Raw genomic sequence first — 26,417 nt, 5'->3', positions numbered from 1 at the left:
TTCTTCAAAAGATAAAAACAAAGACCTACCGTGCCTCATAACCATCTTTGAATCTCAGGAATTTCTCGGCATCTTTAGGATTTTTCTCAATCCATTTTTGCAAGACCTTGGTGTTATGTTCTAATTGTTGAATATTGTCTTTTGGATAAAGCTGTTTTCCATCCTTTTCAAATTCTGAAAGGATTTCCTGCCTAAGCTCGCTTTTGGAACGAATGCTTTCCGAATACCATTTAAACGCCTGATTGCCACTTATCAGAATCATCAGAAAAGCCAGAAAAATCGTCCCGAAAACTCCCCAGACAAGATTCGATTTTCGTAAAGCTTCAATACTTTGCTGAGATAATTCCGCAGGAATTATTTTCGGTATTTGACTTACGGTTTTCTTAAATGTTTCATTTTCTTTTTGATAAGTTCCTGATGTTTCATCGATTATATTTATCAAAGCCGATACAGATTGTTCAAGTTCTGAAGATACATTCATATAATCTTCAATCGAAGCTTTGGTTTCTGCATTGGATTCAATATTTGCTTTACAGGATTCTATAACCTGATTCAGAATCTCCATTCCGTCTTTTTCTGTATTGTCCATAATTTTTAGCGTTTAAATTTTTTATTGTTCTCTATTTCAATTTCATTATTTCTCAAATCCTCATTCTGATTATTTTGTTTAATAAATTCAGTATCATTTGAAGTTTTAAATTTTTCCGAGCGTTTTGTTTTATCTTCAAAGATTTGCTTTATTGCAGAGATTTTTAGTTTGTTTGTGATTTCAGAAAGCTTGTATCCTGCTTTGTACTGCCGTGAGGTTTCCTCATTGATGTCCGTCTTAAGGGCGATTCTCATTCCCGAAATTCCGACTTTGACATTGCTGGACAATGAAACCAAATAGCCACGATTCGACATTTCAGAAACCAGCTCTTCAAAATTTTTAGAATTTCCGATACTGGAAACGAGATTCTCATACATATCATTTCTTTTTTCAATACCTGTTTCGATGTCGGTCTTTATCCCCAAATCTCGACAGATTTCCCGAACAGCCTTGCCGAAATGCTCGCCGATATTATGGGATTTCACCGTACATTTTCCAAAAGTGTCAATCCTATTGGCCACAAAATGGATATGCTTTTGCTTTGTAGAATTGTGGACATCCAAACGATATTGATTGTTTTCAGAAACCCCGACTTTTGCCAGAGCCAGAGTTGTGATTTTCGCCAATTCCGCATCAGAAAGCTTATCTCCGGTTTCTTTTGGCGGAGAGATATAACCTGTCAACGCCCATTTTTTGACATTGGAATTTCTTTTTGCCACTGCTTTCATTTCCAAAAATTGTTCTTCCGGATTGCTTCCGAGAAGATTGTTTGTATTAAGCATCTTCGCAGTTCCCTTATCATTTCCATTATATTCCAAAGCGATTTTGGAAATCCGTCTTGTTGTTGCCGAATTATTCATAATTCTTCATTCTTCAGATTCTCCCGTTCCTGTATTTTTCGATAGAGGTATTGTTTTATTAAGGTCAATACGGTTTCGATTTCCATCAGGATATTTTTTTTATTTTCAACAGCAGACCATTCGGAATTTCGCAAAAGGTTGGCGATTCGAATAAAGTGATTGCCATATTCCAGAAGGATTTTATCCGTTTCGAATTCCTTGACTTTCAATTCTTCTTTTGTTGCTACCATTCGCAGGTAGGTCGAAATTTTCAAGCTGTATTTTTGAGCTTTGTCTTCCAGAAACTTGAATTCCTTTTCGGTAAATCGCACGGAAACTACCCGTAAAAGCTGGTTCGCCCTTTTCTTTTTCAGACCTCCCTTTTTTCCGAGTTCACGGAAGTATTGTTTTCTGTTTTCCGTCTCTTTTTTTTGTTCCTGCTCACGGGAAACTTTCAGTACAAAACTTTTCAAAAAATCATTCTCCATATTTGTGTGTATTTATTTTCAATTGAATTTCAGTTTGTTTTTAAAAGGTCTTTCAAAACGTTTTTGACGATAGGAAAAAACCAAAAATTCCCGATTTTACAATTAGCGTCCACGCTTTTTGTAAACATTGGGTACTTTTTGCACTATGATACTGCCGGATTTTGATAAATCGTTTTTAATATTCATCAGATGCTCATTCAAATCCTTATGATTCTTGTAGATTTCAGAATAATCTTTGGCGCTGGGGAATGATTGTGAAATCTCATTTTTGCATTTTATTCCCGCTGGGTCATTGTCCATAAAAAGGTTGATTTCAGAATAATTCTCTAAATATTCTTTGGTCTTGTTGAGCAAGGCAATGGAATTCATTACAAGTAAATCTCCAGTGAAATTTTTACGCATTTCTAAAAAAGATAAAGCGTCAATGAAGCCTTCAAAAACTGCAACACTTTCAGTCTTGATTTTTCCGTTATCATTATCATTTTTGTTGGAATTATTCTCATTGAGATTAATGATTGAAACATCCTTTTTCAACACCGCTCCTTTGTAAAAGGAGTTTCTCAATTCCCACCCTCCGGATTGATTTTCAAAACCGATAGCATATAGATTTTTATCTCCTGTTTTGAAATGTATCTCTTTTACAAATGGATGAATATTTGAAGAGAGTCCTCTCTGTTCAAGATATTTTTTTAGATGCTCATTTTGAAGTTCTTTGATTTCCGTGATTTGATAATTCGGCTGTAAACTATTTTGCTTCTGAGTTATGTTTTGCTGATGAAAGGAAGAAAAATTTTGTTTCTCTGCCCATTCCAATACACCTTTTATTGAAGCGTTCAGATATTTCTTGATAAAATCAATATTGTTACCTCCAATACCTTCAGAATGAAGATACCATATGTTTAAACTTTTATTGAGTTTGAAAGAGGCTTGGGATTCGCTGGCAAAAGGATTGAGATACCAAGCTTCTTTTTCATTTTGTTTCGTGGGAAGGTGTCCGAGAGAAAGGAGGACTTCTTCCAACGATATACGGTTGAATTGTCGACAGTTCATTTTTGTTGTTTTTTAAATTTTTGTAATTGTTTTTAGGAAAAAACTCAAGGAACGCTTTTCGCTTCAAGCGGACGGATTTGATTTTGCGAATTTTTTGATGAATTGATGAGCGAATGAAGTATCTTATTAAATATTAAAAAGTTATACTCTCATCAAAGTCTCATCATCTCATCAAACTTGAAATATTCTTCTCATCACTCTCTCATCAAAATTCAGGGTTTAAAAATTTGATGAGGCTTTTGATGAGATATAATTAATTGATTTTGTTTTCATTATCAATTAATTCATCATTTCATCAAATTTCTGGACGATAAAATTTCTTTTCACAGTAAAATATCTTCCTGTCTTGTTTTGTTGATAGAAGCTTCCGCTGTAATCAATATCGTATTTGATGTAAGCCAATGAATTATTTTGAGGCTCAAGCTTCCAGCTTTCTTTGAATAGTTTTCGGACATCATTTACTGTCCAATATTGATTCTTGAGCATCCTACCCAACATATTGAAAATATCTTGAGGGATAAAATTGATTTCCCTGTCTTCGTTGCATTCAAAGAACTCGTATAAAAGTTCAATGATTTTTGATTCAAGCTTGTTGTTATTCTTCCAGACCAATTTTTGCAGAGCTTTTGTTCTGATTTGTGATTCAGTGAACCACATTCTGGTCTGTTTAGAGCTGAAAGACTTTCGTTGGATTAAATATTTCAGTAGGTAGGGGATTTCACTAATCAGGTTATTCAGGAACTCTGTATTTTCTGTTTTTATCGGATTGACCTTTAAAATCCAGAAACGAATTTCGTTTTCATCTATTTGGATGAAGTTGTTCTCGTTATTGGAACACAGGATGAATTTGGCAAAGAAATCTACTTCTTCTCGGTCTTTACCTTTGGCTTCCATTTTATCTTTATTGGTAGTGGAAAGATATTTCAGTCGTTCTGTAATTTCTTTCTTATCAAAAAATACTTCATCTATTGCTACAACAAGCATCGAAGTCCAATCCGAGTTGAACTGACTGCTGAATGAATCTCCTTTGATGTAGGTCATATTAAGACCGAAAATAGCTTTCAGCCACTTGATGAAAGTAGATTTTCCTGTAGCTCGTTCTTTAGAGACAAGACACAAAATCGGAAGCATCTGAGTTGGTTTTTCTAGTAATATCTTGATGTAATCCAAACCAAGTTCCAGCTGTTCCCCGAAAATATGTTCCATAAATCTCAGTGAAAATGAAATCCTTTCTTTTAAAGCTTCAGAACCGATATTTTCCTCAATTGGTTGATATGGAATCTCATTGTACTTATTGTAGAATCCATCAATAATCTGCTCGTAATTGAGATGTGAAGGGATACAGCAGAAGCCATCATACTTTGGAACTTTCGAAACATAGATTTTCCCGTGGTCACTGACAATCGTTTCCCGATTCCACCGAACTAATATTGAAATCTTATCACCCGAAATCAAAGGCTTCTCTATAGTTTTGTAATAGGTTGTGCCTACTCGCAAGTAAGGGATTTTTTCGCTCATTTTTGTAATGTTATTACTCCGTAGGACTACGGAAGGTTAGAAATGATATTACGGATAAACTGGTATTGTGCTTATCTTCGGTACTTCAATGATTTCACTTCATTTAAAGCATTCATCAAATCCAAATGATTAATACGATAAAATCTGCCTATCTTTTCGGCTTTGATGTTTCCCTTGAGTACGTGGGAGCGAATGGTCTGATAATCCAACTTTAGAATTTCTGATGCCTCTTTAAAGGAATAGAATTTCTTTTTCAGTTCGAGTTCAGGTTCTTTCTTTATGGAATGAATGAGTTCTTTTAACTCTTCTAATCCGTCCATAATCGGTTGAAATGGATTGTTTGTCTGCATAATCTGTGATATTTAATTTGCAGACAAAATTGTGTAATTGGAATAACTAATTATGCAATTTTACTCAATTGCGTAAAGTTTAATAATTGATATTTAAGGGTTTGTATAAATTATGGATATAATTACAATGTTCTTGGGTGATTGGAATAAATAGTAAATTACTTTAGGCATAACGATTTTTTCCAAATCTTATAGTTGAAAATCTTGTTTTTGTACCTGTAATGGAGTGGTAAAACACAGCTAAATACTCTTCCGTATTTTGTGCACTAGTCAAGAGATTTAATCGTAAATTCAATTTTCTCATTTTTTTCTTTCTCTTTTTTACTCAAATCTAGAAGCACATATTGCCTTTCAATGATTAAGTCTTTATTTAAATCCAATGGAGTGGGAATAATGTGTGGAAATGGAAAGAAACTTGACATTTCTTTTTCAGGGAAAATTGGGAAAAAAGTTTGAAATGTAAAATTTTTATAGCTCAAAGCTAAAATATTATTTGGGATATTTCTTCTTGAATTAGTTTTTGATTTTAGTATTATTATTCTAATTTTATTTGTTGGATTTGAAAACGGAAAGAGTGTGAATAGCATTTTTGGAGCGACACTTGTATCTGCGTTAAGATTAAGCAACCAATCTATTGTTTTAGAATAATTATGTATTATATTCTCAGGAATAATTGAGATACCAATCTTGATTAATAATCTATAAATGAATTCAGGAATATATGAAGGAACATCTACAGGAAAAATAATAGTTTTTTTATCAATTATAGATTTTTCAGAAATATTTTTGACATTTATTACGTTGCCATCACCAGTGAATATTTCTATTTTATTTTTATACTTTGGTATTTTATTTTTTTTTGTTCTTGTTTCAGAAAAAGTATTATAAGGCAATAAATAATTGGCAAATTCATTTTCAAACTTACTAAAAAAGTGATTGCAATTATCACATTCAAAATCTGAAAATAAAGTTTTGTTTCCAATAAATTCAGGTATAGTATGTGAAATATTTCTAAACTTTACAGTTGGATAACTCTTTTTACAAAATCTACAAACCTTATCTTCAGAATCTTTTAAAATTATTTTATTCTCTGCATTATTTTCAAGAATTTCAATGGAGTTTAGAATATCATACTCTAAAGTTAATTTGTTTAGGTCATTAAAAATTTCTTCATTTATTGGATAGTCTGAACTTTTAATCATAATCTTATACAACATTGTAACTAAAGGAAAAAGTATTTACGAGTTCGGGCTTTTGATAAAGTTTAGTTCTGGCTACGCTTGCACCAAATGCTTTTCGATACAACTAAATTAACAAAACTATAGAATAAAATAGCCGTTATGACTAAATATTACAAAAATTTCCATCTAGACTTTAAAACCCAAATTTCGTTAATATAATATTTAACTAAACCCTGTTACTTTATTATTTTTTTTATTCTTGTCTGTTCCTTTTTGTCGTTTTTTGGTAGTAAAATGTCAAATAATACTTTTGTTCCAACTGCAATTTTTGAAATAGAATGATAGTTTGGATTTACTGAAAAATAATGCTCATTTCCATTACATTTTATGAAGCCAACTTTTCCACGCTCGTTGTCGTGTAAAATTTTTACTATCTCACCCTCAAGACTTCCTCCAGTTTGTGAATTATTATTATAATTGTTTTGTGTTGGAAAATTCAATACTTCTACACTTTCTGCAATGTCTTTACCTTCAAAATTTTTCATTGAATAGAACTCAACACTTGCTCCTTTTATATTGTCAATTGATTTTAGTTTTCTTACTAAATCTTTTTTCATAAAACCCAATACAATACCGTTTGAGTCTTTGATTCTACCACCTTTTCCGTTATGATGAATTGAAATTATGATACCTTTTGTTTTGGTTTTATTTCCATATCTCTCATTCTGCCAAAAAGTATTTAATGTTTTGATTATTTCTTTTACAGGCTTAACATTCAGTCTATCTGTTTTGAAGTATGAAAAAAGTTTGTTGTATTCTAATTTATCATTCCATTGTTGTTCTTTTAATATTGATGCGATAAGTTCAGCAAGAATACTTGCTTCCGAAGCTCGGTTTAATTTGAATAAAATTCTGGCTTGAAGTAAATACAAACCGATTAAAAAATGAGGTTCGTTACCATAAAAAGTTGCATCAACAGCATATTTCCAAGCCTTTTCAAAATTATCCTGCTCAAAATATATTTGCGAAATATCACGATATAAAAACCATTTGCCACTACCTGCTTTACTGCTTAATAACTCTTTAAATAGTTCTTCGCTCTTTTCTGAATTACCAAGACCATCTTCTGATAAAGCAATTCTCATTTTAAACCATAAATCATTATCGTAATGAAACTTTTGAATTGATTGAAGTGCAATTGAAGACAGTTCTTTGCAAGATTCAAATTCATTTAGTTTCAATAATGCTTTTGTTTTGAGAGCAAAATATTTTTCAAGGTCAGATGATAATTCAACATCGCCTCTTGTCTGTGTTTCTATGGATTGTGCTTTGTCTGATAATAAGTTATAATCTAATCCTGACAAAAAATCATTTATTTTTTGAGCATTAAATAAATTTTCAGCGTGTGCATCACACAGTTTTAAAATTGAAATTGTTGTTGGACAAGGAAACTTGTTATTTTCTTTTAAATTCTTCTGCGGCGATAAATTTATGAGTGATGAGATGTGTTGTTCATTGTTTATTATTTCTGTTCGCTCTTTTCCCTTTATACACTTGTCAAAAACAAGCCAGCCATATAAACCACTTACTCTTTCATCTTTATATTTTTCTGCCAATTCACTTGCCCAAAATATATCAAATGAACTGGAAATCCTCATTGCTTTAATTGAGTAAAAAGCATCCCAATTATTAAATTGGTCGGGATATTGCTCGTACATTGATTTATAAATCTTGACTGCTTTATTTGGATTAGATTCCAAATTGCTTTTAGCTTTAGAATCAAGTTCTTGCTTTGTTTCAATTTGGTTATCCATTAAGTTAAGTTCTCTTTAAGGTCGTTAAATACATTTTGAATTTCAGTCCAAAAATCAATGTTAGTGCAAGATATTGCAATCATTGATGTAAAAAATCCGTCTCCGTCATAATACAAATCTGCAACAAGGGCTTCCGTTCCGTTATTGAATTGTATTGTGTCTTTGTACGGAACTTGAATGATGTAACCAAAACCAATTTCTTTTGATTTTAATTTTTGATATAATTGTTCATAAGCCGATTTTCTCCAATTACTTTGGATAAAAGCAAAGTCGGAAATCTGATTTTCTGATTTCAAAAGATTGATAAGTTCTTCGCCAAATTCTTTTGGTGTTGATTTCATCAAAGTAGGCATTCTAAATTGTCCCCTGTTATTATAATAAATCGAAATTGTTGCTACTTCGCTCGAATTTCCTTTTATTTCGTATAATTCCTGATAATTTGGGTGATTAATTAGGTTTATTGATAAGTTGTTTTGTGCAATTTTGTTTTCAACAAACTGATACAACTGCAATAAAGAAGACTTGTTTTCAATATCGGGAAACTTGTATTTCTCCGATGTTATCTTATTCAAATTTGAAAGGTCTGCTGTTGTGTCAGCAATATAAAACCATTCTTGTCCTATGCCGATTTGAGGAACAGCTGGATTTATTGTCAATTTGAAAAAAGGAATTATGGGTTCGTAATTAATTAAGCTAACTTTTTGTGTTGCTCTGATTAAACCTGTGTAAATCCATTTAAAATATGTTTCGTTCGTTTTTCCACCACCAGTTTCTACATTGAAATAAATTTCATTCCATTTGTAAGACATTGATTTGTGAACTGTCAAAGCCCAAGCAAAACGAATTTGTGCCGAGTTTTTGAATTTGTAATATTCTGATGATGGAACATTTCGCAAATGCTTTTGAAGTGCTTTTTGCAGTTTAGTTATTCCTTTTCTTGTTTTCGGGTCGTATTTTTCCAATAAACTTTTTAAATCTTCATCAGCGTAATATTTACCACTTTTAAAGTTGAATATTTCCTTTTCGGCAAGTTGATTGAGTAAAATATAGAATGAAATTATTTCTTCTTTAGATAATTCTCCTTTATCGCTCAAACGGAAATTTTCAAAGCTCAAAAACGTAAGAATATGATTTGTTTCTTTAAGTTGAATTTTGGTTTCACGAAAATACAAGGGCGTAGGAAGTTTTACATCTTTTGTGATTAAATCCGCAACGTTCAAAATAGTTCCAAACTGTCCATTGTAAATTTTCTTTGGTTCTGCAAATGGGTCGTTTTCATCTTCGACACGGATATTGTTTCCAAAAATGACAAAATCGTCTTTTGTCAAATCATTTCCGTTTTTCAGAATAGAATTTTTAATCCAATAATTTACTTTTTGAGCATCAGAATTTGAATAGCAAAGAATGTGAGAGTTTGTATTTAACGAACTTTCAATTTCAGTCTTCAAATCTTCTTTTGCTAATGTTCTTATATTCTCTGAAAAGCTGAATGAAAGATTGTTAAATGATTGTTGACGAATACAATTAACGGCTTTGAGTGCTTCTGAAACGATAACCGATTTGTTTTCTTTGTCAATTAGTTGAAATGCTTTGTTTTTAAAACCGTATTCTTCATTCAAATATTCGGGATTTAATGACGCTTCTTCTTTCTTGCCTAATGACAGTTGAAAACTATCTCCAATGAAAATTACTTTTCTTTTGGAATTTTTCAAGTCTGAAAATTCCAAAAAATCTTTTAGTAATTTACCTGAACCAAACCTTAAATCAACGGATTGATGATAATTGTCCGAAATTAAATGGGCTTCATCAACGATAAAAATTGCTTCTTCCGTATCGTCAGATTTTAAAAGCGGAACGACTTCCAAATTCAAAGAATTTTCGTTTTCTTCTTCACTTTTTTCTTCGCTTTCTTGTTCGTTTATGATTGTTGAATTTCCTCCGTAGATGTATGAGTAAATGCTTTCAAATTCTAAATTTGAACTTTTTAAAAGATTATTAGAAATTCGACTTGATGAAGCAAATAATTTCACTTCCGTAATTTGATTATTAAACGCAACTTCGTGAATGAAAGGGATTAAATGTGTTTTCCCACTCAATGAAGTTCCTTGTAAAATGAATATTTTTTCTTTATCTGATTTTATGAAATTTTCAATTTCATTGAGTGCCGATTTTTGGTCAGGATAAAGATTGTCAAAATCTAATTCGGTATGATAAGATGTAAAGTTGCTCGCTTGGTCGTATTTTTCAGAAGTGTCAAATAGGTTAGCTCTAAAAACTTCTTTAAATATATCAAACGAGTTTTTGGATATTGACACTTGTTTGTCTGAAATATCAATAATATCTTTTATTGTTTCCAAATAGGTATTCTTATCAAAAATGAAGAAGTTCAATTCTTCGTTTGACGGAATTTTGCCGTTCAGCCCTATTGATTTCTGAAAACAAACCGCTCTAACAGTATGAAAAGCATTAAAATAGTCACTTTTTGAGAGTTTGGGTAAAATGTTTTTTTCCACCACTTTTATAAAGCGCTCCTTTTGTGTCTTCAGTTGCATAAAAGGATTGATTGAACTTCCTCCTTTTATTGGCTCTCCGTTTTCGTTTGTCCAAACACCAAATGCAAATTCTGATTTTGCATTTTTGGGTAAAATAATTTTTCCACCAAAGTTTTTGAAATCAATAATTAAAACCGCCTTTTCTGTCACGAGTAAAGCATCAATTTGTAGTCTTTTTTCAGCTTCACATTCAGAGTTTGCAATCAGTAAGCCGTCAAGAGAATATTTGTCAAACATCTTTTTCAGATTGTCCGCAAACTCTCTAAAAAAAGTGTTCTCATAATTTTTTGTTGCAGTTCCTTTTCTGATTTCTAGCATTTCTGTTGGTTATTTTTGTTTCAAGCGGTGTCGTTGGAGTATGCTAACGTTTCGGGGCTTTGCTTTTGGGCGGAAAATCAAGGCACAAAAGCCGATATTATTACGTTCATCTGAAATGCTAAATCGAGTTTTTATTTCAGCGCGCCTGACGCAAAAAACCTTGGCACAAAGTCTTTCTTATTCATTTAATTTTGGTATAAATCGCTTAATTATATTCCATTCGTTCTCATAATAGTTATTCAACACAGATTTTCCCTCGGCTGTAAAACTTGTAAATATAAGTCGCTGTATATCCTGGTAGATATTTTGAGGCAATATTTTGTATTCTATGCTGTCAGCATTTTGATAAACAACTTTGTATCCTTGTAAATTTAAAAGTTCTCTATTAGAGATTCTTTCGGTCTTATGTGCTTTGAAAACAGTTTCTGAACCTCGCTTTATCTTTAATGCAATTATAGAATCTTTTTCAATGAGTTTAAAGTATAGTATTTTGGCATTTGGATTTTTTCCATTAGAATAATGATAATTCATTCTTTTATCCAAAATAGATTTTACATAGACCTTGTTTATATGTCCATTGTCGTAGCATTGTAGAAGAAAGCCGTTTCTATACTTTTCTTCAATGGGTAAAGAAAACAAACTACTTTCGTCTGAATATTCTTGGATTTTATAAGTGTTATCATCGAAAAGATTAAAATAACAAATGATTTTTGTTTCATCACTAAATAAATCCACTTGATTAGATTTTTCCAAATCTTCTTGAATCATATCTATGAATGATTTATGTCTATGGTTATTAATAGTACTCCCATTTGATGTATTTCCGTTGTTTGTTATATAGATTTCATCTTCTAATATGTTGATATATGATTTGTGTATCGGAGAATTATCATCTGCTTCTTCGTAAGCATCAAATTCATTGTCTGAAACTTCACGGACTTGAATAGATTGTTGAATAATTATTGAATTGTCCTTTTTCGTGTTCTTTTCGATAAAGTCAATAATTTTTTCCATTTCTTCTTGTGGGCTTCTCTTAAACGCAGAGTAAAGTACACGATATACTTTCCAACCCACACGTTCCAAAAATTCTTGTCTTTCTATATCGTAAGCTACATCTTCGGGAAGTGAGTGGAACGGGTCTCCGTCACACTCAATAGCAACCATTTTTCCGTTGTTGTGAACGACTAAATCTATTTTGAAATTTATGTAAACTTGTTTTCCTAGTTTATGATTATAAAAAAGTTCAGCTTCTTTTACATTATATTGAGGTTGGATATAGCTATATCCTTTTCCAATAAGTGATTTTGTTATATCATATTCGAACCAACTATCGAATGGTTCAGGAACATTATGACGGAATCTTTCAATATTATAATCATCAATTTGTAGTGGTTCAATAGGTCTTACTTCATCGTTAAAGAAAGTAAGAATTCTATTTCTAAAATCGCTCGATTGTAAATGCTCAGATTTGACAGAATGAAATAAAATCATTTGCTCTTTTGCTCTGCTTAAAGCAACATTGATTTTTTTAAATTCGTCCTGACTACTTATTATTGCTCTTGGTTTTGCATTTTGGTTTTCTTTTAATTTTTGAAAATCCAATGCGACACCGAGCGAAACTATCATTACATCTCTTTCATCTCCTTGAAATTTAGGAGAATCCTCAATGATAAGTTTATGTTTATCTATTTTTTCTTTTCCAAATTCATTTGCTAAATCTTCTTTTATATCTTTAAGATTTTCTGTATGATTTACAGTTCCTAAACTAACTACACCAATTGATTTATTAGCATACTGGTCATCATTCAGAATTCTTTGTAGAAACTTTTTGATTTCTTGAACTTCTTTGTGAACGATTTTATCTTCAGCAAAAGCATCTTTAACAAAAAAAGTTTCTTTTGGATTTAGTCTATTTGAATTAATCTGTTTTAGAGGTCTTAAAGAATTGTCATAAAATTCTCTTTTTGAAAATTCAATAATTTCGGGAACACATCTAAAATGCTCTCTAAGTGTTAAGTTAGAAGTTCCTGCAACCATTTTTGAAAGCATAAACAAACTATTATCACTTTTTATATGAAGTGCATAAGCTCCTAAAAATTTTAGATGTTTGTTTTTGATAGACTCAAAATCGTTTCCATCTGCACCTGTTAAACTGCTTGGAGATGTTTGTTTGTCGTCTCCAACGATTATCATATTTTCGGCATAATAACTTAAAATAAGACTATTGAAATCTAATTGACTCGCTTCGTCTACAATAATACAATCAAAGATTTCAGGTTCATTCCCAACAGAATTTAATACATCATTAAATTTCATTACCCAACAAGATAATTGCTTACTAATATCAATGCTGTTTTTACGGGTTAATATTTGATATTGTGTTTGATTGCGAATTTTTCTAACGCTTTGAGAAAGATTGTATTTATATACTTCTAAAAGGTTTATGAATGCATCAATTTCATCTTTTTCAAACTTATTCTTGAAATTTGATTTCGCTAAGTCAAATAAAATATCGCATTTGACTTGAAATATTTTTTTGTTGATAAAAGACAACTCTTCTTTACACTTTTGTAAATCGATAAATTCATTTTGTTTTATAAACTCATTTGCAGACGCATAGTCAAAATTTTCTTTTGAAATATAATGATTAGGAACATTATTTAGCGAATCAAAGGTGTTAGGAAGTAAATTCTTTAGATACTTTTTTAAATTGATAAAAGTTTGTTCAATTTCAATTTGCTTACCGATTTCTAAAAACTTACTTTTTAGCTGTTCAAATTTTTGAACATCATCAATTTTATTAACAGGTAAAAAATCTGATAAAATTTCTTTAATCGTGGATTGCTCTATAATGCTGTCAATATTTTGAAGCATTTGTTTTTGTTCAGTCAACTTATTGTTTAGATTTTGTAATTTTTCAAAATCGTCTTTTAATAAAATTGCTTTTCGTGACAATTCATCAATGTTGAACAAATTAATCTGACAGTATTCTGAAAGATTGATAAAATCAGAATTAAACTGAATTTGAGAAATAACATTTTTGTTGATTTCTACTTTCTTTAGAACATCGTTTAAAATTTTACATTTTTCGAGCAAATTGGAATTGTCATCAAATGTGAACAAATAGCCATTTTGTTTCAATAAATTGAAATTATTATTGATTACAATAAGGTTTTCAATCAGCGACTTTAGTTGTACTATTTCAGTTTTATTATTGCATTTCTTACCGTTAATGGTAAATTGCTCCAAATATGAAACTTGTTTAAAATTAGAGTTTGCAAGTCTTGTCAGAAATCCGGCTTTACCATTTTCAATATAAGACAAATAGGTTTCTATGTCTAAAAGATATTTTGTTCCGTTTAGTGCGAGGTCGCTAAAGGTTTTGTTAGTTGTCAGATTTTCTTGCGAAATGCGAGTATTGATTTGCTTTTGAAGTTGTTCTAATTCTTTAATGTTTTTAAGAATAATATCAGAAGTTGAAAATTCACTCGCAACATCTATAACTTTTTCTAATTTTATTTTTAGTACCTTATCTTTTGAATGTTCTGTTAATCCTAAGTGATTTAATTGCTTATTGTAATTTTCTTGAAGTGATAGAAAATTTTTAAAATCAAAATTTTCTAATTCGTTTAAAACAGTAGAAATATTAATATTTAAAGAATTGCTATATCGAATTTCAGTATCAATTAATTCTTTGTACTTTAATATTTCTTGTCTAATTAACTCAAAATTAGAAAGCTCATCGTTAGTTAGCTCATCTTGAATCCAATTCCATTCTTCTGAATTTTTGGATTCAAATTTTTCAACTATTTGATAGGCTCTAAAACCATTAAAAGAATCATTGATTCTAATTTGGGTATATTCTTTTTCAAGAGCTTGAATGATTTCAGTTTTCAGTTTTATATATTCTGCTTTTAAACTGTCTAATTCATCAATTTTAGATTCGACATTTAGGTAAAAATTATCTGTAAGGATTTTTGAAATATTTCCAATGCTTTTTTCTAAAGAAAACCGATTTTGATTGGTTTCTAATTGAATTTTTGTAAAAATTAAATCATCAAAAGTTTCTGGAATCTTATCTAATAATGACTCTAAAGCCTTGTCTGTTTGAGCGGTAACAAGAACTCTTTTACCTTGGGCTAACAAAGAGCAAAGTATATTTACAATTGTATGCGACTTTCCTGTTCCTGGAGGTCCTGTTACAACTGTTAATCTATTTTTCAAATAGTTTTCATAAATCTGTTTTTGCTCTTTATTAAATGGAAGAGGAAAAAAGACAGAAAAATCTTCTTCTCCGTTTAAACTTTTGGTTTTATCTTTATATGTTTCAAAAAGTTCGTCTTTAAAATAGTTTGGTTTAGTATAGGAATTGTTTCCCGATGATTCAGGATTTCTTACTAATAGATTGAATAATTTTGCTTCAATTTCATTTTCTTCACTATGTTTGATAATTGAATCAGTTAATCTTTCAAAAAAACGAGGTTTTCTTTGTTTGATGTTTATTGCTGGAGAAAATGAAATTTTAAAATAATCTTCTCTGAAATAATCGCTTTCAGGTCTGTATATGGAATTTTCAAACTCGGAATTACTGGAAATTTTTTGAATAGATTTTGATATTAGTTCTTTAAAGTCATTCTCAAAAACAAATTCATAACCTAATTCTGTAATTCTTTCATCAAACCTATCAATTATGTTTGATAACACTTCTTTCTCAATGGGAGTGTTATTAAGAAAGAAAAAATCTGCATACGGATTTTCTAATTCTGAAAATGAAATTTTCACAACATTATTTGAATCAATATCTAAAGATAATGGGAAATGAAATAAATGTTGATTGGTTTTTGATAAGTTCCCATTATTGTTGAGTTTCGAGTATTGAACAAATCCAACGCTTAAAACAATTTCTAAATTTGAATCATTTTTTATGTCGTTATATGCTCTATATAGCTTTGAGTAAACCTCTTTGTTTTTCTTGAACTTTTTAAGTTTTTCTATTTCTGTTTTACCTTCTGTTGAACTTTGAAAGCCTTGAAGTTCTTCATCATCTCCATTCAGGCTTTCAAACTTGTTTTTAGCTTCGTCAAATTCAATAATTCCTATGAATTTGTTTGGAATACATATGTTGGGCTTTAGAGGTTTCTCTAATGAAAAAATTAAAGGCTGTTTTGCGAATTTAGAAGTGAAAATATTTGGTAGGGTAGATTCACAAATACCTGCATCAATGAAGGAGTCAACTTCATTGTTCCAAATAAAGTTACTCGAAACAGTGGAATTTAATACATCTTTCACACCTCTTTCTAGTAGTTTTTTATATTCTTTTAGAAAGGTTATGTATTGGTTGAGTACATTCATTTAGTTTCAATAGTAAAATAGTTTTGTTCAAATTTACAATTTTTTCCAAGGTGTTGGGTAAGATTGTGCTTAATACTCAAATGTACATAATTTGTTGATTGTAAAATATCAATTTTAATTCTATTAACATCTTAAAATTAATACTCTATTTTAAGCAATTTAGATAGTTCTTGATAGATACTTTCTTCAAAATCATTGGATTTAACCTTTATCGCTCTTGAAAAAGTCCCTTTATCAAAAATTGTATTGTATTCATTTTCCATTGCTTTGATTATTGTAGAATCTTCAAAGTCAGGATTTATGATATGGTTATCTTTCAGAAATCTATGAATACGAATAAATGACGACTTTTTATCCGCAATGAAATTGTTCTTATTATCAATGAATTTTTTGTCTTTGAGATAATTGATAAGGATCTTTGAAGTATTCTCACCTAAAACAATATCAGAAATCCTAATCTCGTCTGTTACTTTTTGTTTCAAAGCAAAATATAGAAAAAGTGTGGTTTCAGCTCCATTGAGAAAGTTGCCCTGCAACTTCATCAGATTACTTGAGGTCAATTGTTTTGAAGATTCCTTTCTGTATTGTTTCAGGCAATAGTTGATTTTATCCTCAAAATTGTGATTTCTGGATTTGTCGATTTCTTTGAAATGGTAACTGAAAAAGTTATCCAGCCTTTCATACTCAATCAGGAATTCCTGCTTTGTTTTTTCTGTTAATTCAACTTGTTCTCCATTTTCTCTTGCTTTATCAATTCTTTCAGATAATAATTTTTTGATTCTATCACCTTTAATCCAATGATAGGCTATCATTGGAATGCCGACAAATTCTTCCCAAATGAACCAACGCCCGTAAAGCTTCTTTTTATCCATAAACTAAGAGTATAATTATTTAAAAACCTCATTCATATAATTAACCTTATCTTCTTCACTTGGTCGATAATAGTTATTGAAAACTTCTAAGCTGGTGTGACCTGTGTAACTCATAATTACTTTATCGGGAACTTTATTGTTCTTCATAATAGTAATAAAGCTTCTTCGGGCGGTATGCGAAGAAATCCTCTCCCAAAATTCAGATTTCTTATCTATTAACTCGTCACCATATTTCATTGTCTTTTTAATACCCTCAGTAAACTTCATTTCTTTAAAAACCTCTTTGATAAATTCATTCATTTTCTGATTAGAAATATTAGGAAGTTCATAGTCATATTTTTCAAGAATAGCTTTCGACATACTGTTGAGCGGAATGGAAAGTTTTTTTAATTTACTTTTCAAATCAACTACCCGAATAAAATCCCCTTGAATATCCTGTTTCGAAATACGGCTGTAGTTTCCGAAACGCATTCCTGTTACACAACCAAATACAAATAAATCACGCACTCTTTCCAATCTTCTGTTTTTACTGAAATCATATACGTAAATTTCTTCTACCTGCTGATAATTCAAAGCTATTTCATCGGTTCTGAACTTTGGAGGTTTCTTAAAATTAATGAAATTATTATTATAAGTATATTTTTTGCTCAAAGCCCAATACAGGAATGTTTTCAGCAATCCAACATTTCTATGTACTGTATTGGCGGAATGGTCTTTTATTTCAATGCAATATTTGAGGAATTTGTTATAAATCTTATCATCAAAATTTCCCAAACTCAATTTTAATTTGTAGTAATCTTGAAAATCTTGCAATAGTCTTTTATTATAGTCATATCTGTCCTTAGTAGACTTGGATATGGAATTGCCGGAATAATCATTTTCTTTTTCTTGAATGAATTCATCATATATTCTGAAAAAATCATCTTTAATCTTAATCTTTTTGAATTCTTCATCGAATCTTTGTCTTACAATATCAATTGTTAATTCTTCTCCTATGTTTTTATATCGGTTAACGATTTCAGTGAAAAAACCAACATATCTATCGAGTTGCTTTTTTATACTTCTGTGATTCTCTGCTCTTTTTGTCCTCCCATTAATGTCATTAGGCAGTCTGCTTTCAAAATCCCATTCAGAAGGAATTATTTTTTCACCTGTGGAATAAATAAAATTCTTATTTTCACTTCCAAAATAAGAACGGAAATAAATAAGGGTTTCCTTTTCGCTATTAGGTTCTTTCAGTTTAAATGTTGAATTCATAAGGTGCCAATTTAGGTGCTAATACTTCTATAATTAAACATAAAAACAAGTTGTTTTCATATATGTAAATATACATAAAATATTGATAAATAGAATATTTAAATAAAATGAGTTATGATAATTTTAACAAGGTTCATTTCCCTCACTCTCCGCCAGTTGGGAAACCAAAATAAGCTAAAACGCTGTAAACATCAATGTTTACAGCGTTTTTTGTTTCTGTTCATGTAGCAAAATAATACAAAAAAGAGCATATTTCAAGTGACCTATTTAGTGACCTATTCAAAAAACGCCAAAAACAGGTCACTAAAAATCTTGAAAAGGCTTATGAATAGGATGTTTAAACAACATTCATCTTGCAAAAAAGTGGTAATAAAAAGTAACTTTTTAAACAATTAAAATTATCACACAATGAACAAAACATTCAATCTTCTATTCTTTATCAAAAAGAATAAAATCCGCACAAACGGAAGTGCTCCAATTTATTTACGTATCACAATCGACGGCAAAGCCGCAGAAATTGCAGCCAAAAGGTATATCGATCCAAAGAAATGGGACAGCAAATCTCATAAAGCTATCGGCTATGGGCAAGATGCCAAAATACTAAATACTTACCTAAAAACTTTGGAACAACAGGTTTATGACACACATTATTCAATGTTGAAAGAAGAAAACTTTGTGACAGCAGATAGTTTAAAGTCGAAGCTTTTGGGTACTGATTTAGAACAACGGATGCTAATCCCCATATTTCAAGATCACAATGATAAAGTGGAAGCATTAATCGGTCAGGATTTCGCGCCAGGAACATTAGAACGTTATAAGACATCTTTAAAACACACTCAGGAATTTTTAAAATGGAAATATAAAATTTCAGATATAGATATTACTCAGATTAACCACGCTTTTATTGCTGATTATGATTTTTGGCTTCGTAGCGAGCGCAAATGTGCAAATAACACAGCAGTTAAATATCTTAAAAATTTCAAAAAAATAATACGATTATGTATGGCGAACGGATGGTTAGCCAAAGATCCCTTTGTAGGATACAAAGCAAAAATTAAAGTCGTTGAAAGAACATATTTAAATAAAGAAGAGATACAAGCTATTTTCGAAAAAGATTTTGCTTCCGAAAGATTAAATCAAGTTAGAGATATTTTTCTATTTAGTTGCTACACAGGATTAGCATATGTAGATGTCAAGAAATTATCAAAATCTCACATTAATACTGGTGTAGATGGTAATGAATGGATATTTAAAAAACGTCAGAAGACTGACACATCAACTAGAGTTCCATTATTACCGTTAGCATTAGAACTTATTATAAAATATAAATATCATCCAGAATGTATAAATTCAGATGTGCTATTCCCTGTTTTAAGTAACCAAAAAATGAATTCTTATCTCAAAGAAATTGCTAATGTCTGTGGAATTAATAAAGAATTGACTTTCCATATTGCCAGACATACATTTGCTACAACGATTACTTTGTCGAATGGTGTTCCAATTGAGAGTGTAAGCAAGATGCTTGGGCACACTAATATAAAAACCACTCAACATTACGCAAAAATACTTGATAAAAGAATTAGTGATGATATGTCAAATTTGAGAAACATTCTTACAAAATCAGAAAAATCTAAAAACACTATCAATAATATTTAGTCTGCATAATTCCATTGTAAAATCATCTTTTATAGAATTCTTAATAATTCCTTTTCTAAATTTCAGAAAGGGAATTTTAATTATAACAATGTACTAGTTTACCAAAATATTTCAAATGAAATTGCAACTATTTTTGAGACAAAATTTATATACTCTTTATGCTACATTTTTAGATTGATTAGACATTAAAATTTGATAATCTTTTATGGTTAAATTTCCTAAAGCCGAATGCCTTCTGTGAGGGTTGTAAAATGTTTCTATATGTTCAAACACAGAGTTTTTGGCATGATCTCTAGTTTCATATTTATTTTGGTAGACAATCCTGGTTTTCAGAGTCTTGAAAAAACTCTCCGCTACAGCATTATCATAACAATTTTCTTTTCCACTCATACTTCGGATAATGTTTTTTCCGACTATTGATGTAAATTCTGTACACGCATATTGTATCACTCTATCTGAATGGAAAATCAAGCTATCATGATCCTGTAAAGAACGATGGAGTCTTGCCATTTTCAAGGCAGCAATACTGGTGTCCTGAGCCTTCATCGTCCCACTTAATGACCAGCCGACAACCTTTCTGTCAAACAAATCAATGACTGTAGTAAGATACAACCAACCCTGACCTGTGTGGATATACGTAATATCAGACACCTAGACCTCTTTACTGCTTTTAACCTGAAAATTTTGATTCAAATAATTTTCAGCAACAGGGTATCGATGGGAGGAATTGGTAGTTTTCTTAAATTTTTTCTTTACAATACTTCTCAGATTGCGTTCTCTCATTAATCTAGCCACTAAAGGACGTGAGACTCTCATTCCTTTTGCTTCTAGTTCTCGGGCAATACGGGGGCTTCCATACCTCCCACGGCTCCAATGATAAATACTGAAGATTTCTGCTGATAAAATGGCTCTTCTTTCTGACCGACTACTCGGCTTTCTTTTCTTCCAATGATAAAAACTGCTCCTGCTTACCTTTAGTACTTCGCCATCTTTCCGACAGGAAACAATCCAGCGTGTTCTTTGATAAATTTATATCTTACCCGTCTCTCTTGGAGAAGATGCCTACCGCCTTTTTTAAGATGTCACGTTCAAGCTTTGTTTCTTCCAGTTCCTTGCGTAGCCTCAATAACTCTTCCCTTATCGGATCAGAGGATATTTGTTTTTCCTTGCTAAGTTTACCTTCTTTGTGAAGTTTTCGCCAATTAACGAGACTTTCTTTACAGATCCCTAATTCTTCAGCTACCGAGGTTGTTGTTCACTTAAAGATACTGCTTGGATTTTAAATCTCTAAACTGTAATTTTTCTGATCTTTTTCATACTCTTAAAGATAAAGAGTATAAGAATTGTGTCCTAAAAAAGTTAGCAACTCCACTTTTGCAAGGTAACATTTCCCATTACACATCAATTGAGGTTTGTCCCTATTTTCACAAAGATTTTTTACGATAAAATTGTAATTCATCACATAATTTATGAATGGAGACAGAGGACTGACTACAAGCGTAAAAATTATAAAAATGGAGAGAATATTTTTCAATATTGCAAAAATAAATCTAGGAATTTTATCAGCCTATGATATTTAGCATTAAATCCTAATTTAACTAGTCAAATCAATATATTAATTAAACAAAAAGACCGGTTATTATCACCGGCCTAGTTGCATTGTTATTTATTCTGTTACAATAAATTTGATATTGCTGTTATCCAATTTTAGGAAATATACTCCTTTGGGTAGATTTTTCAAACTAATGGTATTGCCACTCTCAAATGGCTTTTCAACAGTTTGAACATTTTGTCCTGCAGAATTATAAATTAATGCGGTTTTAAATTGTTTCAGATCTTTGTCGCCAGTTACTTGTAAAATATTGCCTCTAACAGGATTTGGAACAATCGAAATATTTGTAGAAAGCACAACGTCATCTACAGCCATATAAGATCCCCAAATCTGCGCAACAAATTCTGGACGGTCTATATAAGGATTTCTATTTCCTTGGTAGATAAATGCTGCATTATTACGTGCTATTTCAAAAGCTGAAACCGGATCCATATCATTCCACGTAAGTAATTGCTTTAGCTCCCAAGTTTGAAGACCTGGAAATGCTGAAGTGCCTAAAATATTTCCACTGCTGAAACCTGAAAGTTGTGTCTCATACCTTGTTACAAAATAAAGAATCATTCTTGCAATATCTCCTTTAAATTCATCTATTGGCTCGAAAACCGTTCCCGAGTAACCCGCCGAAGCAGAAGTTCCTAGTTTTGATCCATTTAATGAAGTAAAGGAAGCCGATCCTACTTTTCCAAAGGGATAATTTGAACGCATTCCATTCACTTTCCCATCAGTTGGTGTAACAAAATGAACATCGGATCTCATTGGTAAGTTCTGATTAAATAAACTTTGTGGTATCACATGCTCTCTATTATAGCAATCTCCTTCATTGCTGTAATTACCACATTGTTTAGAGCCGTGATTATAATTATATGGATCTGGTCCAATTGGATTTTCAGAATACATATCCATTACAGTTCCGTCGTTTTCATAAAAATTGTCTCGATCGGTAGTTTGAAATGCATTTAATAGACCTCCATATCCTTTGTCTTGATGTCCATTGGTAATTATTGACTTAAGTTTTGATTTAAGTGCTGCACCAGATAATCCCGATGTTCCATCATAGTAATTAGCAGGTGCCTGCGCGTTAAAAGCGGTAAACATAAATCCCGCCAAAAGATTTAGTAATAATTTTTTCATGTTGATAAAAAAAATAAAAAATTGATAATAGTTATTTAAATAAATTTTGTTTGAATGAGTAGTATATATTATTATTTATTATGAGTTTCGTGATGTGGTGACTCATGAAGAATTTTTGCTTTTTTTACACCGAATGTGTAAACCTGATGTATTATCAACAAAAGAAAAAAGAGAATACAGCACATAAGATAGAAGATATCCGTGGAAGAAATCCGACGTTTATCTCCCTGCATTACTTTTCTTTTAGCCTCTCTATTTTTTCTTCTTTTAACAGTCATTACAAAATTTTTAGAAAGACAGTTGATAGTTTATTCCAATCATATTTGTTTTATCAAGTTTTTGATAAAATGGAGAAATTATAAAAGAAGACTCATTTCTGCTGATGTTAAACAAAGAATTGATTTTAGGATATAACCAATAAGCCAGTTCTGTTGACAATATTCCAACACCAGCACCTGCAAATACGTCCGTTGCCCAATGTTTATTATTAATTATTCGATAAATGCTCGTAAAAACTGCGAAGGGATAACCGGATAAACTTATCCAGTAATTTGTATCCTTATACTCTCTAAAAAGAAATTGTGCAGTTGAAAAAGCTACGGCTGCATGTCCTGAAGGAAATGACATATTATTTGATCTATCAGGACGTTCCTCTCCTATTATTTTTTTGCTAGGGAGTACAATAGCTGCGGTGATAGCTTGACTTGTTGCCAATATTACTGTACGTTCTTTTAGATTATGTTTACCTTTTATACCTGCTGCATTTAATCCATAAACCATTGCGGCCGGAACATATTGGGTGTAATTGTCTAGTTTCGAATTAGAGAGGTTATGCTCGTTAACTTCTCCCCTTATATCCCTGTCAATTTTTTTCATTTGAGGAATAGCAAAACTAATTGCCCCTAGAGATATTAAGCCTGCTGGCACAATCATTTTTTTTAAAGTTAAAGAGTGGTTGTCAGTAACAACCAAAGAATCCTTGGCATTAATATCTGTCAAAATCGGACTATCTTGAGCAGAAAGAAAATAATTACAAACAATTAGAATTGAAAACAAATATTTTTTCACTGAATTTTTCATTATCACTGATATTTTATATAATTTTTTTTTAATTTCAGAATATAACTTTACCTGTTCCGATAAAAAATCGGAATTCACTAGGTTACCAATATGTATTTAGAAATTATTTAGACATTGATTCTCATAGGACTAAAAATTGAAATTTTCTATTGCATTATAGAATGCTAATATTATCAGTATCTACTAATTAAAGTTCATTTTCTGAATCCTAACAGCATTTAAAATAGCTATCAATGATACTCCCACATCTGCAAAAACAGCTTCCCACATTGTTGCCAAACCACCAGCACCAAGTATAAGTACAATCGCTTTTACTACAAATGCAAGAATGATATTCTGCCAAACTATTTTTTTGGTCTGTTTACCTATATTGATTGCAACAGGAATCTTTGACGGTTTATCATCTTGAATCACAACATCCGCTGTCTCAATGGTAGCATCACTACCTAATCCACCCATAGCTATTCCTACGTCACTTAATGCCACCACTGGAGCATCATTTACTCCGTCACCTACAAATGCTACGCTTTCTTTTCTTGCTTTAATCTCTTTTACTTTATTAACTTTATCCTCGGGAAGAAGATCTCCAAAAGCATTATCAATACCTAGCTCATCAGCAACATATTTAACAACACTGCTCTTATCACCACTGAGCATAGTTGCCTTGATATTAAGATTATGAAGTTTGTTAATAGTCATTTCTGCATCTTGTTTAATACTGTCAGCAATAGTTATAAGGCCAGCAAATTTTCCTTCATAGGCAATCGCGATAATTGTATAAACAATTTTGGAAGGGTCAATATCATATTTAATATTGAATTTGTCCATCAATTTGAAATTTCCTACTAATAATTCCTTTCCTCCAACCGAAGCTTTAAGTCCATGCCCTGCGATCTCTTCAGTATTTTCAAAATTTACAGAGTTATCAATTTCTCCAACGTATTCATGAATTGCCGTTGCAACAGGATGTGTTGACTTGCTTTCCAAAACATTTACAATTTTCAGAATTTCATTTTTATCAAATTCCGGCTGAATATTTACCTCTTGAACTTTAAATACGCCTTCGGTCATAGTCCCAGTTTTATCCATAACCACATTCTGGATTTCAGCAATTTTATCCAAAAAATTACTTCCCTTAAATAATATACCATTTCGACTTGCAGCGCCAATTCCTCCAAAATATCCCAATGGAATTGAAATAACTAATGCGCAAGGGCAAGAGATCACTAAAAATACCAATGATCGATATAGCCAATCTCTGAATACATAATCATTGACGAAAAAATATGGAATAAGGCATATCAGTACGGCCAATAAAACAACTATTGGTGTATAAATACGAGCAAATTTTCTAATAAAAAGCTCTGTTGGTGCTTTTTGTGATGTAGCATTCTGTACCAATTCCAAAATTTTACTAAGCTTACTATCCTCATAAGCTGTAGTGATTTTTACTTGTGCGACACTAGTTAGATTAATCATACCCGCTAAAACAGCTTCCCCTTTACTTTTCGTATCCGGTTTACTTTCACCAGTTAAAGCCGCAGTATTAAATGAGGCAGAATCACTAAGTAATTCTCCATCCAATGCTAATTTTTCACCAGGTTTCAATTGAATAATCTCTCCTATTTTAGCTTGCTCTGCTTTTATAGTTTTTGGTGTATTGTTTTCCAAAATTGTTACTTCATCTGGGCGCTGGTCTAATAAAGCTTTAATATTGCTCTTGGCTCTTGTAACTGCAAGAGTTTGAAATGTCTCTCCTACTGCATAAAATAACATTACAGCAACACCTTCAGGATATTCTGCTATAATGAATGCACCGACAGTTGCTATAGTCATGAGGAAAAATTCTGAAAATACATCACCTTTAATTATACTTTCAGCTGCTTCCTTTATTACAGGAAGACCAACAGGAATATAGGCGGCAATATACCATACCGTTCTAATCCATCCGTTAAACCAGGCAACTTTCACATAATTATCAAATATAATCCCTATCAACAGAAGTACAAACGATATTACTGATGGCAAGAACATTTGAAAAACTGTCTTGTCAGTACTTCCGTGGTCATGTCCATCATCATCGCTATGCTCATGACCATGGCCATCGTTTGAACTATGTTTCTCTTTTTTTAATAGTTTGTTTGCTTTTTTATCAATCTTTTCTTCTTGTGGTGAGCAGCAGAGCTGTTTGCCCTCTGCATCATATTTGTGAATGTGTTCCATAATATTTTGATTAGATGTTTTATTAAAATTTACAAAATGCTAAACTTAGTGTTCTTCATCTTGTGTATTTTTCTTTGGAATATTACTCTTTATAATCTTTTTAAACCATGTGAACTTATTAAGCGATAATAATATGTATATAAAAACAGTTGAAAATATTGCCAATACAAACATATTAAGTGCAACTGCTGAACCAACTGCTGCTGCTGCCCAAAGAGCAGAGGAGGTTGTTAATCCAAGAAGATTATTTCCTTTATCCTTAAAGCTTAAACCAGCTCCTATAAATCCTAGTCCCGTAGCTATAGCTGCCAACATTCTCGCAATAGCTGATTTATCATTTGTCAGATGCAATGCGATAGCCACAAAAAGACATGATGCCAATGTTATTGCACCAAATGTTCTAATACCTGCATCTTTATGGGCAGTTTCTCTTTCAAAACCTATAATACAGCCAAGTACTAATGAGAGCAAAATCTTTCCTAATATTAAAATCTCAAAGCGTATATCCATTTCCATTTCTGGTTAATATTTGTTT

At 31.3% G+C, this 26,417-nt stretch carries 19 protein-coding genes and 1 pseudogene; 1 reads left to right on the top strand and 19 read right to left on the bottom strand.

All coding sequences use genetic code 11. The annotated features are described in order from the left end of the window. Window positions 1-25: 25 nt before the first annotated feature. The 12 genes from AC5P2S_RS06890 to AC5P2S_RS06835 form a co-directional block, all read right to left on the bottom strand. Window positions 26-589, bottom strand: coding sequence for a hypothetical protein (locus AC5P2S_RS06890; protein ID WP_241315132.1), 564 nt, complete (start codon window positions 587-589; stop codon window positions 26-28). A gap of 5 nt (window positions 590-594) precedes the next feature. After that, a complete protein-coding gene (locus AC5P2S_RS06885; protein ID WP_241315134.1) occupies window positions 595-1,449 on the bottom strand; it encodes a relaxase/mobilization nuclease domain-containing protein in 855 nt (284 codons plus the stop codon). After that, the gene (locus AC5P2S_RS06880; protein ID WP_241315136.1) at window positions 1,446-1,916 is read right to left on the bottom strand and encodes a plasmid mobilization protein; all 471 of its coding nucleotides are present in this window, start codon (window positions 1,914-1,916) and stop codon (window positions 1,446-1,448) included. Before AC5P2S_RS06880 ends, AC5P2S_RS06885 begins: the two co-directional genes overlap by 4 nt. 102 nt (window positions 1,917-2,018) lie before the next feature. After that, window positions 2,019-2,966 carry a DUF8464 domain-containing protein gene (locus AC5P2S_RS06875; RefSeq protein WP_241315138.1) on the bottom strand — a complete coding sequence of 316 codons (948 nt, stop codon included), beginning with the start codon at window positions 2,964-2,966 and terminating at the stop codon, window positions 2,019-2,021. Window positions 2,967-3,245: 279 nt separating this feature from the next. Next, window positions 3,246-4,484, bottom strand: coding sequence for a primase-helicase family protein (locus AC5P2S_RS06870; protein WP_241315140.1), 1,239 nt, complete (start codon window positions 4,482-4,484; stop codon window positions 3,246-3,248). Window positions 4,485-4,555: 71 nt separating this feature from the next. Beyond that, the gene (locus tag AC5P2S_RS06865) at window positions 4,556-4,834 is read right to left on the bottom strand and encodes a helix-turn-helix domain-containing protein (RefSeq protein ID WP_241315142.1); all 279 of its coding nucleotides are present in this window, start codon (window positions 4,832-4,834) and stop codon (window positions 4,556-4,558) included. Window positions 4,835-5,100: 266 nt separating this feature from the next. Further along, window positions 5,101-6,036 (bottom strand): glycosyltransferase family 61 protein, encoded by a 936-nt coding sequence (locus AC5P2S_RS06860; RefSeq protein ID WP_241315144.1) that lies wholly within the window; start codon window positions 6,034-6,036, stop codon window positions 5,101-5,103. 215 nt (window positions 6,037-6,251) lie between these two features. After that, window positions 6,252-7,829, bottom strand: coding sequence for a hypothetical protein (locus AC5P2S_RS06855; RefSeq protein ID WP_241315146.1), 1,578 nt, complete (start codon window positions 7,827-7,829; stop codon window positions 6,252-6,254). Next, window positions 7,829-10,699, bottom strand: coding sequence for an NERD domain-containing protein (locus AC5P2S_RS06850; protein ID WP_241315148.1), 2,871 nt, complete (start codon window positions 10,697-10,699; stop codon window positions 7,829-7,831). Before AC5P2S_RS06850 ends, AC5P2S_RS06855 begins: the two co-directional genes overlap by 1 nt. Window positions 10,700-10,876: 177 nt before the next feature. Continuing rightward, window positions 10,877-16,051 carry a PDDEXK-like endonuclease domain-containing protein gene (locus AC5P2S_RS06845; RefSeq protein WP_241315150.1) on the bottom strand — a complete coding sequence of 1,725 codons (5,175 nt, stop codon included), beginning with the start codon at window positions 16,049-16,051 and terminating at the stop codon, window positions 10,877-10,879. A gap of 137 nt (window positions 16,052-16,188) precedes the next feature. Continuing rightward, on the bottom strand, window positions 16,189-16,923 hold the full coding sequence (locus AC5P2S_RS06840; protein WP_241315152.1) for a hypothetical protein: 735 nt from the start codon (window positions 16,921-16,923) through the stop codon (window positions 16,189-16,191). Window positions 16,924-16,938: 15 nt separating this feature from the next. Next, window positions 16,939-18,180 carry a tyrosine-type recombinase/integrase gene (locus tag AC5P2S_RS06835; RefSeq protein ID WP_241315154.1) on the bottom strand — a complete coding sequence of 414 codons (1,242 nt, stop codon included), beginning with the start codon at window positions 18,178-18,180 and terminating at the stop codon, window positions 16,939-16,941. Between the two features lie 408 nt (window positions 18,181-18,588). Here AC5P2S_RS06835 and AC5P2S_RS06830 point away from each other — a divergent pair, with 408 nt between their 5' ends. Continuing rightward, a complete protein-coding gene (locus AC5P2S_RS06830) occupies window positions 18,589-19,836 on the top strand; it encodes a site-specific integrase (protein ID WP_494556712.1) in 1,248 nt (415 codons plus the stop codon). A gap of 156 nt (window positions 19,837-19,992) precedes the next feature. Here the strand turns inward: AC5P2S_RS06830 and AC5P2S_RS06825 are convergent, their stop codons facing one another. From AC5P2S_RS06825 to AC5P2S_RS06795, 7 genes and pseudogenes are all read right to left on the bottom strand, one after another. Further along, window positions 19,993-20,487 (bottom strand): IS3 family transposase, encoded by a 495-nt coding sequence (locus tag AC5P2S_RS06825; protein ID WP_494556711.1) that lies wholly within the window; start codon window positions 20,485-20,487, stop codon window positions 19,993-19,995. Then, on the bottom strand, window positions 20,488-20,742 hold the full coding sequence (locus AC5P2S_RS06820; RefSeq protein WP_494557012.1) for an IS3 family transposase: 255 nt from the start codon (window positions 20,740-20,742) through the stop codon (window positions 20,488-20,490). It lies immediately after the preceding gene. 130 nt (window positions 20,743-20,872) lie between these two features. After that, window positions 20,873-21,076, bottom strand: a pseudogene (locus tag AC5P2S_RS06815) (transposase); the annotation flags it as partial. Window positions 21,077-21,502: 426 nt separating this feature from the next. After that, entirely contained in the window at window positions 21,503-22,579 is a 1,077-nt protein-coding gene (locus AC5P2S_RS06810; protein ID WP_494556710.1) for an endonuclease, read from the bottom strand. Between the two features lie 288 nt (window positions 22,580-22,867). After that, window positions 22,868-23,659, bottom strand: coding sequence for a phosphatase PAP2 family protein (locus AC5P2S_RS06805; protein ID WP_494556709.1), 792 nt, complete (start codon window positions 23,657-23,659; stop codon window positions 22,868-22,870). Window positions 23,660-23,842: 183 nt separating this feature from the next. Then, a complete protein-coding gene (locus AC5P2S_RS06800) occupies window positions 23,843-25,882 on the bottom strand; it encodes a heavy metal translocating P-type ATPase (protein ID WP_494556708.1) in 2,040 nt (679 codons plus the stop codon). Window positions 25,883-25,927: 45 nt separating this feature from the next. After that, entirely contained in the window at window positions 25,928-26,398 is a 471-nt protein-coding gene (locus AC5P2S_RS06795; RefSeq protein WP_494556707.1) for an MgtC/SapB family protein, read from the bottom strand. Window positions 26,399-26,417: the final 19 nt, after the last annotated feature.

Source organism: Epilithonimonas sp. 33E (genome assembly GCF_059372615.1).
Note: the sequence above shows the minus strand (reverse complement) of the source record. Positions and strands in the feature narration are given on the sequence as shown.